This window comes from Zhongshania marina (genome assembly GCF_002915595.1).
In the GTDB taxonomy this organism is placed as follows: Bacteria; Pseudomonadota; Gammaproteobacteria; order Pseudomonadales; family Spongiibacteraceae; genus Spongiibacter; species Spongiibacter marinus_B.
This window is the reverse complement of record NZ_PQGG01000007.1, coordinates 102,541-117,855: the sequence shown is the minus strand read 5'-3', so window position 1 is coordinate 117,855 and position 15,315 is coordinate 102,541. Positions and strand designations below refer to the sequence as shown.

The 15,315-nt window shown below is 49.6% G+C and carries 15 protein-coding genes; 6 read left to right on the top strand and 9 right to left on the bottom strand.

Annotated elements, in window-relative coordinates:
• Window positions 1-7: 7 nt before the first annotated feature.
• From C0068_RS02590 to C0068_RS02575, 4 genes are all read right to left on the bottom strand, one after another.
• A complete protein-coding gene (locus C0068_RS02590) occupies window positions 8-340 on the bottom strand; it encodes a DUF3301 domain-containing protein (protein ID WP_103682933.1) in 333 nt (110 codons plus the stop codon).
• A gap of 36 nt (window positions 341-376) precedes the next feature.
• Window positions 377-688 carry a hypothetical protein gene (locus C0068_RS02585; protein WP_103682932.1) on the bottom strand — a complete coding sequence of 104 codons (312 nt, stop codon included), beginning with the start codon at window positions 686-688 and terminating at the stop codon, window positions 377-379.
• 13 nt (window positions 689-701) lie between these two features.
• The gene (locus C0068_RS02580) at window positions 702-1,082 is read right to left on the bottom strand and encodes a PH domain-containing protein (protein WP_233208713.1); all 381 of its coding nucleotides are present in this window, start codon (window positions 1,080-1,082) and stop codon (window positions 702-704) included.
• 69 nt (window positions 1,083-1,151) lie between these two features.
• On the bottom strand, window positions 1,152-1,607 hold the full coding sequence (locus tag C0068_RS02575; RefSeq protein WP_103682931.1) for an acyl-CoA thioesterase: 456 nt from the start codon (window positions 1,605-1,607) through the stop codon (window positions 1,152-1,154).
• Window positions 1,608-1,908: 301 nt separating this feature from the next.
• On the opposite strand from C0068_RS02575, the gene C0068_RS02570 reads away from it, so the two are divergent.
• The 5 genes from C0068_RS02570 to C0068_RS02550 all read left to right on the top strand — a co-directional run bounded on the left by C0068_RS02570 (window position 1,909) and on the right by C0068_RS02550 (window position 6,577).
• The gene (locus C0068_RS02570; RefSeq protein ID WP_103682930.1) at window positions 1,909-3,279 is read left to right on the top strand and encodes a hypothetical protein; all 1,371 of its coding nucleotides are present in this window, start codon (window positions 1,909-1,911) and stop codon (window positions 3,277-3,279) included.
• 292 nt (window positions 3,280-3,571) lie between these two features.
• Window positions 3,572-4,519 (top strand): peptidoglycan DD-metalloendopeptidase family protein, encoded by a 948-nt coding sequence (locus C0068_RS02565; protein ID WP_103682929.1) that lies wholly within the window; start codon window positions 3,572-3,574, stop codon window positions 4,517-4,519.
• The gene (locus C0068_RS02560; RefSeq protein WP_158249900.1) at window positions 4,477-4,863 is read left to right on the top strand and encodes a bactofilin family protein; all 387 of its coding nucleotides are present in this window, start codon (window positions 4,477-4,479) and stop codon (window positions 4,861-4,863) included. The genes C0068_RS02565 and C0068_RS02560 overlap by 43 nt, the downstream gene beginning before the upstream one ends.
• Before the next feature lie 134 nt (window positions 4,864-4,997).
• On the top strand, window positions 4,998-5,573 hold the full coding sequence (locus tag C0068_RS02555) for a PhnA domain-containing protein (RefSeq protein WP_103682927.1): 576 nt from the start codon (window positions 4,998-5,000) through the stop codon (window positions 5,571-5,573).
• A gap of 146 nt (window positions 5,574-5,719) precedes the next feature.
• Complete coding sequence (locus C0068_RS02550; protein ID WP_103682926.1) at window positions 5,720-6,577, top strand: PA4780 family RIO1-like protein kinase; 858 nt, start codon at window positions 5,720-5,722, stop codon at window positions 6,575-6,577.
• Between the two features lie 18 nt (window positions 6,578-6,595).
• Here C0068_RS02550 and C0068_RS02545 read toward each other — a convergent pair whose 3' ends face one another.
• The 3 genes from C0068_RS02545 to C0068_RS02535 all read right to left on the bottom strand — a co-directional run bounded on the left by C0068_RS02545 (window position 6,596) and on the right by C0068_RS02535 (window position 11,934).
• On the bottom strand, window positions 6,596-7,969 hold the full coding sequence (locus C0068_RS02545; protein WP_103682925.1) for an OmpP1/FadL family transporter: 1,374 nt from the start codon (window positions 7,967-7,969) through the stop codon (window positions 6,596-6,598).
• Window positions 7,970-8,277: 308 nt separating this feature from the next.
• Entirely contained in the window at window positions 8,278-10,713 is a 2,436-nt protein-coding gene (locus C0068_RS02540; protein ID WP_103682924.1) for a TonB-dependent receptor, read from the bottom strand.
• Between the two features lie 195 nt (window positions 10,714-10,908).
• Window positions 10,909-11,934 (bottom strand): AraC family transcriptional regulator, encoded by a 1,026-nt coding sequence (locus tag C0068_RS02535; RefSeq protein WP_103682923.1) that lies wholly within the window; start codon window positions 11,932-11,934, stop codon window positions 10,909-10,911.
• A gap of 153 nt (window positions 11,935-12,087) precedes the next feature.
• Here C0068_RS02535 and C0068_RS02530 point away from each other — a divergent pair, with 153 nt between their 5' ends.
• Window positions 12,088-13,176: an SMP-30/gluconolactonase/LRE family protein gene (locus C0068_RS02530; RefSeq protein ID WP_158249899.1), complete on the top strand. Its 1,089-nt coding sequence runs from the start codon at window positions 12,088-12,090 to the stop codon at window positions 13,174-13,176.
• 47 nt (window positions 13,177-13,223) lie between these two features.
• Here the strand turns inward: C0068_RS02530 and fghA are convergent, their stop codons facing one another.
• Window positions 13,224-14,063, bottom strand: a complete 840-nt coding sequence (gene fghA, locus C0068_RS02525) for an S-formylglutathione hydrolase (protein ID WP_103682921.1) — start codon at window positions 14,061-14,063, stop codon at window positions 13,224-13,226.
• Window positions 14,064-14,112: 49 nt separating this feature from the next.
• Window positions 14,113-15,237 (bottom strand): S-(hydroxymethyl)glutathione dehydrogenase/class III alcohol dehydrogenase, encoded by a 1,125-nt coding sequence (locus tag C0068_RS02520; RefSeq protein ID WP_103682920.1) that lies wholly within the window; start codon window positions 15,235-15,237, stop codon window positions 14,113-14,115.
• Window positions 15,238-15,315 lie beyond the last annotated feature (78 nt).

Here is a 15,315-nt window from a genome sequence, read left to right as displayed (position 1 = left end):
GCGTTAATTAGTGCAGAATATCGTCTGGAAAACGATGTGGTTCTAATTCAAAGCTTTCAATGCGATTGCCAAGGGTAATGACGCAGCCCTTGTAGCGCTCGTGTCCGGTGGCGGTGAATTCAAATATATAGCGGCGCCAGAGTTTGAGTTCGCCCTGACGGTTACGTTTACACCAAACAGCCCGCAAGGCCACGTTGCCATCAAGTAGGGACAATTGTTGTTGCTGTAGGTGTTGGCGAGTGGTGCGCAGTGCGATTTCGCGGGTACCTTGGGCACGCCAAAAATATGCGAGCACAGCGCAAAACCCAAATAGCGCGGTAACATCAAATAGGTCAAGCATGGATACGTCTGCCGGGATAAATGGGCGCTTTAGGATTTAAAATATCCACGCAATCAATAACCAGAGAACGAGGAAAAAGCCGAAAAAACCGCTGAGCATAAACTGTAATTCGCCGAGCAGGCCGTCACCGGCGGCGACCGCGAAAATCACCAAGGTGATCACGGTGACAAAAAATGCGATGACGGCAGCATCTTTTAATCCCAAGCCGGCGCTGAAGTACTGGTCAACAAAAGCCGATGCCAAGGGCAAAAATAAGATGAAGGCAACGGCAAGTAAGCCGATTAAGGCTGCGGAGATAAGCGCAATCTTAATGGCTTGCTTGTCGTTTTTGTCGGGTGAGGTGCTCATGATGATCCTGGACTCAGGCTGGGCTAGTCTGGCGAGCTTTCACTAATTCGCGAAACACTTCTGGTTTTGGCATGCCGTGGGCTTGAATTTCCGGGCTGTCACCTGCGGTGAAGATAGACACAGTGCCAACACCAAATAAGCGATTGAAAAATGACTGCTTAATTTTAACTGTGCGAATACCAGACACGTTCAACTCGGTGCGCTCTTTGCTGAGCAGGCCTTGCTCAAGAATTACTTCGTTGTCGTTAATCTCAAGGCGGGTAGATTTACATTTTAGATACCAAAACAGTAGGATCAAAATGCCGATGGCTGCGGGAATTAGAATGACGGCAAGTATGAAGCCCAGTGGGTTGTTGCGAAACATGGCGGGGTGTTCGGCGTATTGGCTGGTCACCTTTTCACTCTCTCTCTGTAAGTATGCGGATTGCCTTATTCTACACGGATTGCGCAGTGGTGCATCTGACTAAGCGTCGCGTTCAATGACTACAGCACCATAGCGCTCGTCGAATTCGCTGGGCATGCGCCGAGGTTTGCCATTGCTCATCCGAATGCTAACGAGTTGCCAGTGCCCGCGCAGCAGTGTTTTGCAGTCTGTTTTGCGCAGTAGCTGGAACTGGCGTTCCATTGTCAGTTTGTGATCGTTGGCGGTCAGCCATGTACCCATAATGCACTCTTCGCCAGTATAGGCAGACAAAATATAGTCATAGTTGGCGCGGCGAATAATCATGGCGGCGTCTAAGGCTTGGTATTCTGCAAAACCCAAGCCTAGGCTTAATGAGTGCTCCCAGCCAGCTTGTTGGCACCAGCTTACATACACGGCATTGTTAACGTGGCCGATAAAGTCGATGTGTTCCGCTTGAACGCTAAATGCCTGTGTAAACGGGTTTGGATAATCCCAATTCGGCGGTTTGTCCTGCATAAATCTTAATCCGGCAAAACCTGCATTATCACCTAATGCTAACTAAACAGCGACACGCTAGCCTTGTTGGTCGCTAGCTTGCTACAGGCAGGCGTGAGTGTGATGAGGTTCTCGTTTTACCCCTTTGTACTTAGTTCTCCTCGGTTTTCCCTTACTTAAACTACTGCTCATTTTTGTTCTACTGTCCCCAGCACGCATAGCAGCATCAAATTTTTGGTGAGTTGGTTTTAACCGCGTCGCCAGACGTGCCAGTTGGGTGGATGTTTACGCGAATTTAGCGCTAATTAACGGAGTACTTAGTATGAATAAATTATTATCTAATAAGGGGCTGCTGGCTTTGACATTCAGCGCCAGCCTCGCACTCACCGGCTGTGGCGGCGGTGGGGGTGGCGGCTCATCGAAGAGCGGAAATGGCGGTGGCGATGGTGGTGGCAGTAATGAGCCATTAACCACAAGCTATTCTGAGGTTGAGGGGCCTTTAGATGCGGTACAGCAGCCGCTATCTGAGCAGGTTTTAGCGCCTATTGTCGCTGGTGCCGCAGGTACACCACTCGAGGGCCCAGTTAGCTGTGTCACCTCTTTTGTTGTAACTGATGTGCTGGATGTTTTGGATTCAGTACTGGCCAATGTCGATCCAGCTACCTTGCAAAGTGATCCTACCGCGCTATTTACTGGCGCAGCGGCTAATTTCCAAGCCACAGTAACAGAGTTGGCGGCTGATCTGCCGATTGCCTTGGCGTCTTTGGCAGGTGAAGAATGTACCGGCGGTGGCAGCGGCAGTGGCGGAGACTCTTCTGATCCTCTAGCTGCGCTTGCGGGTACTCCTCTTGAGCCATTGGCACAAGCCTTGGCGCCGGTATTGGCTATGGCTAATGGCGGCGGTAGTGGTGAGGCACCCTCACCATCGGTATTGCTGGCTCAATTAAGCGCCGCATTTAGCGAAGGTTTGGCATCCGTGGATCAAGGCTCATCTGGTCAAATCGGCGGTGCGCCGGTATTAGGTGGATTGCTGAGTACCCTTGATCAAGCATTAAGTGACCTGTCTTTGACGGCAATTGCCCTTGAGGATATGGATACTGATGCGACCTCTGCGGCCCTAAGCGTCACAGTTGAAAACCTGTTAAATGGTTTATTGATTGATGTAGTGCCTATTGGCTTCATTGAAGAGCAATCTGGTCAAGGTCCGATTGTGAGTAGCCAAATTCAATCTGCAGTGGCTTCATTGGCTGGCCTCTTGGGTGGCGGTTTTGGCGGCTTGCCAGCTGGCGGTTTTGGTAGCCCTGCTGACGCGCTGTTTGGTCCCTTGAGCGATACCTTCCTTGCTAGTTTGCAAAGTGCTTTAGCTGGTGGATTGGCTGGCGGTGGTGCCGGTTCCAATGTTGGCGGCTTTGGTGCGCTGTTAGAGGTGCTTGCACCCTTGCAAGCTCTGCTGTCAGGTGGCGGTGATACTGGTGGCGATGATGGTCTAACAGGTACTCCCTTAGATATTCTGTTGGCACCATTGATGGCGGCAATGAATGGCGGTGCAGGTGCGTGCCCATTGGCGGGAACTCCGCTTGATGCACTTTGCAGTGTGTCAAACGCCTTTACTGGTGCGTTAGCGCAAGATGATGGCGCAGACCTACTTGGGGTGCTTCAAGGTTTACTCGGCACCTTGCTTGGCGGTCGTTAGCCTTAATCGTAATTTACAAAGTGTTCTAATTTAAGCGGCCTTATGGCCGCTTTTTTGCATTCTAAGCCTGTAATTTTGTCGACTCTGTTGAAAATTTGAGCAATAAACGTACTGCACATTTGCATCCTTTGCGCAGTAATACCATAATCGAGCCGGCCGTATTGACTTGGAAGTCCCTTGGGTCTTAGGAAATATCATCGATTTAGCGGTTTTTGGGGATGATATTTGATTTTAATTTGCCCTTAAGGGCTGGTCAGCACAGGGTGCTGAACTAGCACGTTAGAGAATTAGAATGCGTGATCACTACAGAATAACAATTACTAGCTACAGTGGTGCCAAGCACTACACCGTTACTCAACTTATGCGTCGGTATATGGCTGGCGTAGGCATATTCTTAGGCACCTGTTTTTTAGGGGGCTTTTTAGCGATATTGTTTTTGAGCAGTCGTTTGGGCACCTTAAACGCCGAAGTGGTGAGTTTGCAGCAGTATCAAACCACGATTAAAGCGGAAAATAATGCACTTTTGGCGCAGCAGCAGAGCTTGCAAGATACCATCGATGAGAAAATGGTGGCGCTTTCGGTAATGAGTGATGAGCTAGGTTCGATTGAAACCATGATTGGTTTAACGCCGGATCCAGATGCGGGTTTGTATCAGCGTTTAGACACGGCGAGTCAGACTGCGTCGGAAAAACATCTAATGCTTAGCACTATTCCCAGCGGCTACCCGCTAGCCGATGCCCATGTAACGAGCCGCTATGGCATGCGCAATCATCCAGTGCTGGGTAAAATGGCCCTGCATGGTGGTGCGGATTTGCGCGCCGCCGTTGGTACGCCGGTTTATGCAACTGCCGATGGCGTGGTTGAATTAGCGGGCACCAATAGTGGTTTTGGTCAAATGATTAAGCTCAGTCATAATTTTGGTTTTGTAACTGTCTTTGGCCATTTAAGTAAACTTTCGGTTGCTGGTGGCGACTATGTGCGTCAGGGCGATTTAATCGGCTACACCGGAAATACCGGCTTATCCAGCGCGCCGCACCTGCATTATGAAGTACGACATTTACATCGACGCTTAGCTCCAGGCCCGTTTATGGAATGGTCTTGGGAGAACTACGATGTTCTTTTTTCTCGCGAGGAGCAAATAAAATGGGATTCCCTGGCAAAAACACTAAGAAAACAGACGGCGGTTCCAGAACGACGGTGGTCGCAGCTGGCACCACGCTTACCGGCGACGTCGAGCTAAATGACGATTTTCACCTAGATGGTGTAATGAAAGGTAATTTAACCTCTAAGAACGATTTGATTGTCAGTACCACTGGCCGTTTTACCGGCGATGTGAAAGCTAAACGGGTATTGGTGAGCGGCGTTCTGGACGGCAAAATTGACGCTGATCGGCTTGAAATTGTGGCCTCTGGTCAGGTGAGTGGCGAGATTAAAGTGCGCGAACTAGTGATTGAGTCCGGTGGCCAATTTATTGGGGCAAGCCAAGTAAAAAAGCATGATACACCGCGTCTAACCTTTGTGAATGATGCTGCCGTCGCAAAAGACGACGTAGCTAAGTCGCCTGCTGAGAATCAATCTGCCTGATTCGAGCGTGACGATTGGCACTGTTCCTCAGTGCCATCGGTTTTTAAAGATCTAAAATTCTTCTTTCTGCTGTATTTAAGTCGTTTCTGTGCATCATTGTCCGTAAAATACGCTGCTTTTGAGCGGATATGTCTATGAACACCGAACAGGTCGTAATACAGCGCAGTGATTCTCGCTGCGAATTATGTGCTTCTCCCGAGCATCTAGCCCTTTATGCGGTGGCGCCCTACGACGATAGCAAGGCAGAGCAATGTGTGATGACATGTGCAGTGTGCCGCGAGCAACTCGCGGAGGGTAGTGAGCTAGATACCAAGCGTTGGCATAGTTTGAATGACACCGTTTGGAGCTCTGTAGCCGCTGTTCAAGTTTTGTCTTACCGTTTATTAAAGCGTCTTGCCGCCGAGCCGTGGGCACAGGACCTTATCGATATGGTGTACTTGACTGAAGAGGTTCAGCATTGGGCCGATGCCACGGAGACTCCTGACAGTGACGACGGTGAGCCTACCCTAGACAGTAACGGCACTCAGCTATTTGCCGGCGATACGGTAGTCTTAATTAAAGATCTGGATGTTAAAGGTACAAGCTTTGTCGCCAAGCGGGGCACGGCTGTGCGGGGTATCGCTTTAACAAATAATCCTGAGCATATTGAAGGCCGTGTTAACGGGACTCGAATTGTGATTATTAGTGCCTTTGTTAAGAAATCGAATTAAAAAATACACATAGCTATGTTTTGCTCGACTTACGGGGAAACAGCTCGCGCAGAGGTCGCCTATTTTTACGGCGCGCTTTACAATGAAGCTCGCTTTGCTGGATGACGAGATCACGCCGGCTTTTTTAGCACAATACGAAGGACATAATGAAAACCCCTAAACGCATACAGCCGCTAATTGACGATGGCATTGTGGATGAAGTACTTCGGCCACTAATGAGTGGTAAAGAAGCCTCGGTGTATGTGGTGCGCTGTGGTGAGGAAATTCGCTGCGCGAAAGTTTATAAAGAGGCCGCACAGCGCAGTTTTAAACAAGCAGTGCTGTATCAAGAGGGCCGCAAAGTCCGCAATAGTCGCCGTGCACGGGCGATGGAAAAAGGCTCAAAATTCGGTCGTAAGCAACAGGAAGACGCTTGGCATAACGCCGAAGTCGATGCCTTGTATCGCTTGGCAAGGGCGGGTGTTCGGGTGCCTAAGCCCTACGGTTGTTTTGACGGCGTACTCCTTATGGAGTTGGTCACTGATGAAGAGGGCAGCGTTGCGCCGCGTTTGAATGATGTGTCGATGTCTGCTGAACAGGCTTGCGAAGACCACGCCGTGGTCATGCACTACGTTAAGCTCATGTTGGTGGCAGGCTTGGTTCACGGCGATCTTTCTGAGTTTAATGTGCTCGTCGACGACTACGGCCCCGTCATTATTGATTTACCACAAGCGGTAGATGCAGCGGGAAATAATAACGCTCAAAGTATGCTGCGGCGCGATATTAATAATATGACTGAGTATTATGGCCAATTTGCGCCAGAGTTATTAAAAACTCGCTATGCCGACGAGATGTGGGCGCTGTACGAAGACGGTGAGCTGGATGAAGATACAGAGCTCTCCGGCGAGTTTGAAGACAGTGGCGAAGCCGTCGATGTGGATTCGGTACTGCTGGAAATTAAAGCGGTAATGGAAGAAGAGGCTGCACGTCGCGAACGGATTCGCGAAGCGAATGAAGAGGACTAAACCCTCGCTCTTGCTTTTTTAGAAGCCAATTCTGTATGAAATTACCGGTGTGATTTGGTAGTTTCTGCCTTTGATCGGCGGAATGCTAGAGATGTTATTGCCTGGGTTAGTTACCGCCGGCGTCCATGCGTAGGTGCAGCCAAGCGTTAGTTCATGTTGTGGCTGGAAGCGATAACTCGCGTTAATGACGAAATGGTTTCGGGTTAGGGTTGGAAAGGTGCCACTGAAATTTTCATCCTTCACCAATTGCTGAATGGCATGGGATATACCGCTGCGAAAAATCCAGCTGTCATTGGCAGACCACTCAGCTCCGAGGCTTACTGAGGTTATGTTATTAAAGCCAAGTGGCAATATTGCATTAAGCGTCTGCCCATCGAAAAGCCCGCCCTCCGCTTGGTAAGAAAAGCGCGCATCGCCGAGCATATGCTTCCAAAAAGTTCTGCGCATGTCGGCAACAACGCTTAAGTTGGGTTTTACTTTATGGGATACGCCAAGAACAAATGCTGCAGGCAATTGCATATCGTTAAACCGCCCTTGTCCATTAACGGGTATATGGTTATTTAATATATCCACCGCCGTTAGTTGGCCTTTACCTCTTAAATCGCTGAGCTGCGTTTCAAATTCGTATGCTAGGCTGAGAGTAGTTTCTGTTTGTATTTGCCACGATGCGCCGACTCGGCCTCCGATACCCCAGCCCGAAAGCCCGCCAGAAATAGGGTGATCTTTAATGAAGTTTAGATGCACTCCAGCAAGGGTGGGCAGGGCACCAACAACGGATACTAAGCCACCAGATGCACGATCCTGTTGCATCAACATTCTTACCTGTTTGGCGTCGTATAGCGTTGCGATATTAATACCTAAGTTGACAATATCGAGTGCGGCACCAAGGCGCAGTGCTGGCGTGGCTTGCCAAGCGAGTGCGATGGGTATGCGCAGTGCGGTTAAACGACCTGATACCTCTAAGCCAGTTGCTACATTGCCAGTGGTGGTTGTGGAAAGGAACGAGTCGCGACCATATTCAATGCCAAAGCCTGCCGCGGCAAAAATGCCAATGCCAAATGCCCATTTGTCTGCTCGATAGCTGTAAGCAATTTCTGGTAAGTCGTAGGGGCCACGATTGTTCCCTAAATTAGCTGTGTGGACATTCTCGTGGCTTTGCTTATTGCGGACGTCAATGGTGGCCTGTATCTCAGAAACCTGCACCATAAATTCGTGGCCACGTTTATTTGAGAGCAGTTCCGCCGGATTGAGGATAATTGCTGCGGCGCCGGTGGCGTGTGCGACACCGCCCCCTGCAAACCCTCTCGATACTGGGCCAAAGCCTTCAATTCTGCCCAGCTCAACGGCGGTGGTGGCGCCGCTGATACTTGCTAAAGCAAAAAATGCGAGCATTCTTTTTGCGTTGGAAGAGAGAGGAGCAGGTGTTTTTGTGATCTGGAACAGCGGAATCGGCCTTTAATGCAGTAGATGGGGTTGGTGCCGCGCTTACTTAAATTTTCTGGGGACGACATGACGACCCTATATTTAATTTATAAGCAGGCTTAACTATTAGCTTGCGCACAAATTAACTGTGAATAGGAATGCTGTCAAGGCGGGGTATAGAACTGATTGGTAGTGCGAAGGAGTTTGAGACGTACTATTGCGAATGTTTTCGAGGGCGATAGATAGCTGCACTTACTGTGCAGCTATCTATCGACGTATCAGAAGCGATAAGTAACTTCAGCGCCGTAGCTGCGCGGAGGCCCAGCGAGGTAGTTGTCATGACCGAAGCCGGCCTGCAGATTAATACCGTAGCTATCGTACTCTTTATCCATTAGGTTTTTCACCCATAGGGATATCGAGTAGCTGTCATCACTAGCGTGCCAGCTGGTTCGGGCATTGAATAACCAGTAGGCATCTTGGCGAATCTCGCCGTAGCCGTATTGATCATTGTAGGCGCTATACCATTGGTCATCTTGGAAGTTGCCATTTACGTTTGCGGTTAAGTAGCCGGCGTCTGTTACCCAAATATCGTAGTCCAGAGAGATGCTGTAGTTGAATTTAGGTGCCGAGATAAGCTCGTTGCCACTCAAGTCGACGCGGTCGTCAGCGTCAGCGATGGTTTCGGTATTCGCCAAAGTAAGTTCAGAAAACTCAGTTTGCAGATAACCAAAGCCAATTTGCAGTGTGAGTTTTTCTGTTAGGCGTGCCCAGAGTTCAGCTTCTGCACCTGCAATTTGCGAACTGCCGGCATTTTCTAAGAAGTTAGAAAAACCAACCACGTTAATAAATTGTTGGTCGGTGTAGTCATAGGAAAATAGCGCGGCGTTTAAGCGCATGCTGTTGTCTAGTAAGTCTGCTTTAAAGCCGACTTCAAAGGCATCGATATATTCCGGTGATGCGTAGGCGGTTTCAATTGGACGCGCTAAATAATAGGCGCCGCCGTTGAAGCTGCCGCTGCGGTAACCGTGGCTGGCGCTGACATAGACCATGACATCGTCGTTAATGCGGTAGTCGAGACCAATTTTACCAGTCCACTCTGCCTCGTTAGCCTCTAGTTTTGGCGCAGAATCTAGGGTGTAAGCACCGTGGGTGTAGCCAAGGTTTAATAGATTCAGCAATAGCGTTGGGTCGCCGAGAATATCGACGAGTTGCGATTGAGACAGCGGAACCGAGATATAAGCATCATCGACGCCGGTATTATTGCCGGGCACGTAGGTGCCTCTGGGGCTGCCGTCGTAACCAACGCGGGAGATATTAAAGTAACTCTGTTCATTGCTGTCTTTGGTATAGCGCAGCCCTAAGTCCATGCCGAAGCGATCGGTAAAATCAAAGCGCATTTGCGAGTAGGCCGCTAAGCTGGTTTTTTTGGTTTCCATGCGCTGATCGAGCATGCCGTAGTCGAGCAGAAATGGGTATTGCTGTGCGGTGTCAGGTTTAGCTACGCCGACTCTCACATCTGGCGGGGTGTCGAAGATGTCGTAAATATTGTGCATGAATTGATCTTCGTACCCGTAGTAAACACCGGCAATGATGTTAAACATGCCGTCAAATTCAGAGGAGAAACGCAGATCTTGGCTATAGCCAATGGTGTCTGATGACCAGGTGATGGTGAGTAGGTCATTCGGTGAACCATCGGTGTCGGCTAATTGGTAATAGTCGGCATCATAGTAAGAGGTGACCGAGGTAATAGAGAAACCGTCTCCTGCAAAAGTTACTGTTAAGCCGGCGATGTCAGTGTTGGTAATCAGCGGGCCGACGTCGTTTGCTTCGGTTTCGTGGAAATCTAAATTGCGACTTTGTCGAGAGTAGCCGTTGTAATCTGAATTGGGCGAACCAATTAAGTCGGTGCGACCTTCATTGCGGGCTGGGGTGCTGAGGGCATCGTTGCCAGAAACGGTGTATTTGAAGACGGCATCCCAGGTGTCGTTAGGCGCATAATGGAATGCAAGGCGGCCGCCTTGAAAGTCTGTTTGTGCGCCGTTTTCACTGCGGCCAACGATGTCGACATAGCCTTCGTCACGCTTAAAGCTCAATGCGCCCCGCGCAGCTAAAATGCCGGGTATAAGCTCAGTTTCTGCACCGGCTTCAGCACTAGTCGCGTTGTAACTGCCGGCGCCAAGTTTAATGTAATTGCTCGGCTCATCACCGAATTGAGGGGTGCGGGTAATAATGTTTATTGCGCCGCCGGTGGTGTTTTTTCCGTAAAGCGTACCCTGCGGACCACGCAGCACTTCTAAGCGTTCAATATCAAAAAAGTTAGCGCCGTGGCTGTACACCGGAGCCAAATAAGTTTCGTCAACATAAACGCCGATGGGACTAGCTTGGTTTGAGCTGTAGTCAGACATGCTCACGCCGCGGATGGCAAAAATTGGTTGAATGTCACCGTAGGGGCCGCTGACCTGCATATTGGGGACTTGGGCAGAGATATCGCTGGCGTTTTCAAAGCCGTATTTGTCGAGCTGTGTGCCGGTTAAGCCGGTAACTGCCACGGGAATATCTTGCGTACTCTGGCTGCGCTTTTGGGCCGTGACCAGAACCTCCTCGAGCATGGGGGCCGCAAAAGCACTATTAAAGGAGCTGGCAATGGCGAGGCAAATACCAGTACTTAATAAGTGCCGGCGACTCTTGTGTGTAGCTGAGCGACGTTGCTGCATGTGTAGTTCCTTTCAAGCTATGACGGGTTGGATCTTGTTATTCAGAAATTTACGAGCGTGGAGAATGCCGAAACGTCGATTTTCAAAATTGCCATTTGGTGACAAATTATTATCATTTGGTGACAAATCGCCTAGTTATTATTCACATCTCGTAGATTTGTGACCCAGTACTCGGCTGGCAACTACAAGCCTAGTCTAGCTTTTTCGTTTTGCTATGTTTAAGAGCGATTTACGGTAGGTATTTGGGGTAACGCCAAACCAGCGCTTTGCGGCGCGGTTAAAAGAACTTTGTTCTTGATAGCCAAGTAGGCCCGCAATTTGAGCCATTGGCATACCTTGTTCGGCGAGAAAATTTTGCGCGTCGCGACGACGGATCTCGTCAACGATTTCTTCGAATATATGGCCCTCGTCTTTAAGGCGTCGCTGCAGAGTGCGCTGGTGCATGAATAATTCGTTGGCCACGGTTTTAATATTGCAACACTGTGTAGGCAGTAACCTGCTAATAATGAATTTGGTTTGCTCTATAAAGGTCAGTGGCGAACCGCCGCTTTTTTTAATGACGTAGTTGGCAATAACGTCGCGCTGAAATGAGTCGGCGGTGCGAATAGGAAAATCAAATTGTTCTGGGGTGAGTACCAAGGCGTTGCATTCTTGATTGAATAGCACTGGGCAAGCAAAGTGGCGCCGGTAAATTTTTATGTCCAAGGCTCTGCTGTGACGAAATAGCACCGCCTCAGGCTTTTTGCGATTCTCTGTGAGCATGGCGTGGACGTTGGCCATTAGTCCAATCGACATTTCTGTGGTCTGGTGGCGATAGGGGTAATCTGCCACGTTGATGTCGAGCATAATACGTGGGAATTTGGGTGCAGAGGTGTCATCAAGTGCCAAGGTAATCGCTGGGCTGTGATGGGAAATATAGCGCGCAATGCAAAAAAGGGCGTCGCCAACGGTGCTGGAGGTGCGGGCCATAATGGCAATGGGGCCGAGGGTTTCCATATTTTGCTTTTTAGATAAACGCAGGCCAAAGTCGGGGCATTGCAGCGTGTCCGCCGTGGTTTCTAGCAGTTGCATTAGACTGTGGAAAAAAATTAAGTAGTCGAGATCCTCTAGCCGGTTTGGATCGATATTGAAGCGCCTTAATAGCGGTTCGGGGTTCTCACCAAGCTCCTGAACCAGTTCGGTGTAACCACTGAGAGCGGAGGCGCGGACTAGGGGGCGCATAGTTTTACATCCATCAAAAAGCCAGTATGCTGTCGTCAAATGCTAATTTTTAGCATAGCGGTATCGTGGTTTAATCGCCAGCATTGCTTGTTTCTAGTGGCGATTAAACTGTTTTCCGGAGTGAGTCATTACATAACAATAAGAGAGTTTTATATGGGATCTTGGTTTCGTGTTGTAGCCATAATTGCGCTGCTTGGCTTTGTTGGAGTACTGGCGCTATATGCTCGCTCCCCCATACAAGCGGTGGCATTTGAAGCACCTAGCGGCGCAGTGAATAAGGCGTTTTCAGCAAATGAAAAATTAGCGGCAGTTAGGACTTATTTACAGCGTGTTGGCACTGGACCGGAAGATATTGTTAAGGGCCCCGACGGTGATTATTACACCGGCTACCAAGATGGCCGCATTGTGAGGTTTAGTGTCCGCGACGGGCAGGTACTAGAAGACAGTTCCCGCGAGTTTGTGAACACAGGTGGCAGGCCTTTGGGAATGCAATTTGACGCCGCCGGAAATTTAATTGTTGCCGATGCATTTAAGGGCCTGTTGTCGGTATCACCAGCGGGTGAAATACAAACCTTGCTTGATTATGCAGATGATCCTTCGCTGCGTTTTATTGATGACGTGGATGTGGCGGCGGATGGCACAATTTGGTTTAGCGATGTCTCCAGCCGCTTCGGCTTGCATGATTATATTTACGATTTAATCGAAGCCTCTGCAACGGGGCGCTTGCTAAGTTATTCGCCTTCTAATGGCGAGCATAAAGTGCATCTTAGTGGGCTTTATTTTGCTAATGGGGTGAGCCTTGGCCCAGATGATAGTTGGGTGCTGGTGAATGAAACTGGAGCGTCACGGGTAAGCCGTTTGTGGCTGACGGGCCCCAAGGCTGGCACCCAAGATGTCTTTATAGATGGCTTGTCTGGTATGCCAGACAATATTAGTTTTAATGGCAGCGACACATTTTGGGTGGCAATACCTGCATTGCGAAGCAGGGAAATTGATGCCTTGGCTAGCTACCCGCTTTTACGGAAACTGCTTGGCGGTTTGCCTGCGGATTTGCTGGTGCCTACTAGCAAACTTGGTTTTGTGCTGGGCTTGGGTTTAGACGGAACGGTTAAATTTAATTTGCAGTCCGAGACTGGTGTTTACCACACTATAACCAGCGTAAATGAGTATGATGGCCATCTGTGGCTGGGCAGTTTGGCAATGCCTTCAATTGCGGTATTGCCATTACCTAGCGTTAATTAATAGGCTTAGAAGCCAGATTGTTTCTGGCTTCTGTCGAGATTGAGACGCTAGACTTTTAAATGCGCGGCATGAAAACGCAGATGGTCTTCAATAAAACTGGCGATAAAGTAATAGCTGTGATCGTAGCCGTCGTGACTATATAGCTCTAAGGGGTAGCCGCTAATATTGGCTGCGTTTGTTAGGGTATCCGGTTTTAATTGCTCCTCTAAAAACTGGTCGGCATTTCCCTGTTCAATTCTGGCTGGAACAAATTGGCGGGCGTCGCGAATTAATTCACTGGCGTCGTATTGCTGCCACTGGGTTTTGTCGTCCCCTAAATATTGCGTGAACGCTTTTTGTCCCCAGGGGCAATTGAGGGGGTTGCTGATTGGGCTGAAGGCCGACACCGATTGGTAGCGTAGCGGATTTTTTAAGGCGATGGTCAAGGCGCCGTGACCACCCATCGAATGGCCTGAAATTGAGCGCAGTCCCGATACCGGAAAGCTCGCTTCTATAAGCTCAGGTAGTTCTTTCACAATATAATCGTACATTTGGTAATGACGATTCCACGGAGCCTGGGTGGCGTTCACATAAAAACCTGCACCTTTGCCGAGATCGTAGGCTTCATCGTCGGCAACGTCATCACCGCGTGGGCTGGTGTCGGGTGCGATAATGGCGATACCCAGTTCCGCAGCGACGCGCTGTGCACCGCTTTTCTGCATAAAATTTTCGTCGGTGCAGGTAAGGCCAGACAGCCAGTAAAGTGCGGGTACGGTTTCACCTGCGGAAGCCTGAGGCGGTAGGTAGATAGCAAAGCGCATCTCGCAATTCAGTACCGCCGAGCGGTGGGTGTATTGCTTGTTCCAGCCGCCAAAGCTCTTGTTGCTGCTAATGTTTTCAATACTCATAAGCGCCTACATTGCCCCGCAGGGCAATGTCCTCGTGTTGATCAGTGGTTTAGTAGTGAATGACAGAGCGAATACTTTTGCCTTCGTGCATTAGCTCGAAGGCCTCGTTTATTTGCTCTAGTGGCATGGTGTGGGTGATGAAATCGCTAAGTTTAAATTCACCCGCTAGGTAGCGCTCTACATAGTCTGGCAATTCTGAGCGTCCGCGCACACCGCCGAAGGCGGTGCCGCGCCATACTCGGCCCGTTACTAGCTGAAATGGTCGGGTTGAAATTTCTTGGCCTGCACCGGCAACACCGATTATTACCGACTCTCCCCAGCCTTTATGACAGCACTCAAGAGCCGAGCGCATGGTGTTGACGTTGCCAATACATTCAAAAGAGAAATCTACGCCGCCGTCGGTGAGTTCCACAATGACTTCCTGTATGGGTTTGTCAAAGTGTTTGGGGTTTACGCAGTCAGTGGCGCCTAGTTTTTTGGCTAGCTCAAATTTAGATTCATTGATGTCGATGGCGATAATCCGGCTGGCCTTGGCCATCACCGCACCGATCACGGCGGAAAGCCCTATGCCGCCCAAGCCAAATATCGCAACTGTGTCGCCTTCTTTTACTTTAGCGGTGTTTATTACAGCGCCCATACCGGTAGTGACGCCGCATCCAAGTAAGCACACCTCTTCAAGGGGGGCGCTGGGATTCACTTTGGCCAGCGAAATTTCCGGCAAAACGGTGTATTCAGAGAACGTAGAGCAGCCCATATAGTGGAAAATCGGCTGGCCGTCTTTGTAAAAGCGGGTGGTGCCATCGGGCATTAGGCCCTTGCCTTGGGTTTCGCGAATCTTTTGGCAGAGATTGGTTTTGCCAGATAGGCAGAATTTACATTCGCGACATTCAGGTGTGTACAGCGGAATGACGTGATCACCGACGGCAACTGAGGTAACGCCTTCGCCGATTTGCTCAACTATGCCGCCGCCCTCATGGCCGAGAATGGCGGGGAAGATACCCTCAGGATCATCGCCAGATAGGGTGAATGCATCGGTGTGGCACACACCGGTGGCAACAATACGAATTAGCACTTCGCCTGCTTTGGGGGGCATGACGTCGACTTCTTCTATTTTTAAAGGCTGGCCTGGGCCCCAGGCTACAGCGGCTTTGGATTTTATAAAGTTTTCTGACATGGGTTAGCTCCCGCAGATGTAATGTTGTTTTAAGTGTGAGTGATAGCTTTATCGACAGATTTCATTGTAATTGTTTCC

Coding starts and splice junctions, on each gene's coding strand:
- C0068_RS02535 (WP_103682923.1), bottom strand. CDS start 11,934: ATGCGCCCCCTAGTCCGCGCCTCCGCTCTCAGTGGTTACACCGAACTG.
- C0068_RS02545 (WP_103682925.1), bottom strand. CDS start 7,969: ATGCTCGCATTTTTTGCTTTAGCAAGTATCAGCGGCGCCACCACCGCC.
- C0068_RS02530 (WP_158249899.1), top strand. CDS start 12,088: ATGGGATCTTGGTTTCGTGTTGTAGCCATAATTGCGCTGCTTGGCTTT.
- C0068_RS02550 (WP_103682926.1), top strand. CDS start 5,720: ATGAAAACCCCTAAACGCATACAGCCGCTAATTGACGATGGCATTGTG.
- C0068_RS02540 (WP_103682924.1), bottom strand. CDS start 10,713: ATGCAGCAACGTCGCTCAGCTACACACAAGAGTCGCCGGCACTTATTA.
- fghA (WP_103682921.1), bottom strand. CDS start 14,063: ATGAGTATTGAAAACATTAGCAGCAACAAGAGCTTTGGCGGCTGGAAC.
- C0068_RS02520 (WP_103682920.1), bottom strand. CDS start 15,237: ATGTCAGAAAACTTTATAAAATCCAAAGCCGCTGTAGCCTGGGGCCCA.
- C0068_RS02590 (WP_103682933.1), bottom strand. CDS start 340: ATGCTTGACCTATTTGATGTTACCGCGCTATTTGGGTTTTGCGCTGTG.
- C0068_RS02575 (WP_103682931.1), bottom strand. CDS start 1,607: ATGCAGGACAAACCGCCGAATTGGGATTATCCAAACCCGTTTACACAG.
- C0068_RS02585 (WP_103682932.1), bottom strand. CDS start 688: ATGAGCACCTCACCCGACAAAAACGACAAGCAAGCCATTAAGATTGCG.
- C0068_RS02565 (WP_103682929.1), top strand. CDS start 3,572: ATGCGTGATCACTACAGAATAACAATTACTAGCTACAGTGGTGCCAAG.
- C0068_RS02555 (WP_103682927.1), top strand. CDS start 4,998: ATGAACACCGAACAGGTCGTAATACAGCGCAGTGATTCTCGCTGCGAA.
- C0068_RS02570 (WP_103682930.1), top strand. CDS start 1,909: ATGAATAAATTATTATCTAATAAGGGGCTGCTGGCTTTGACATTCAGC.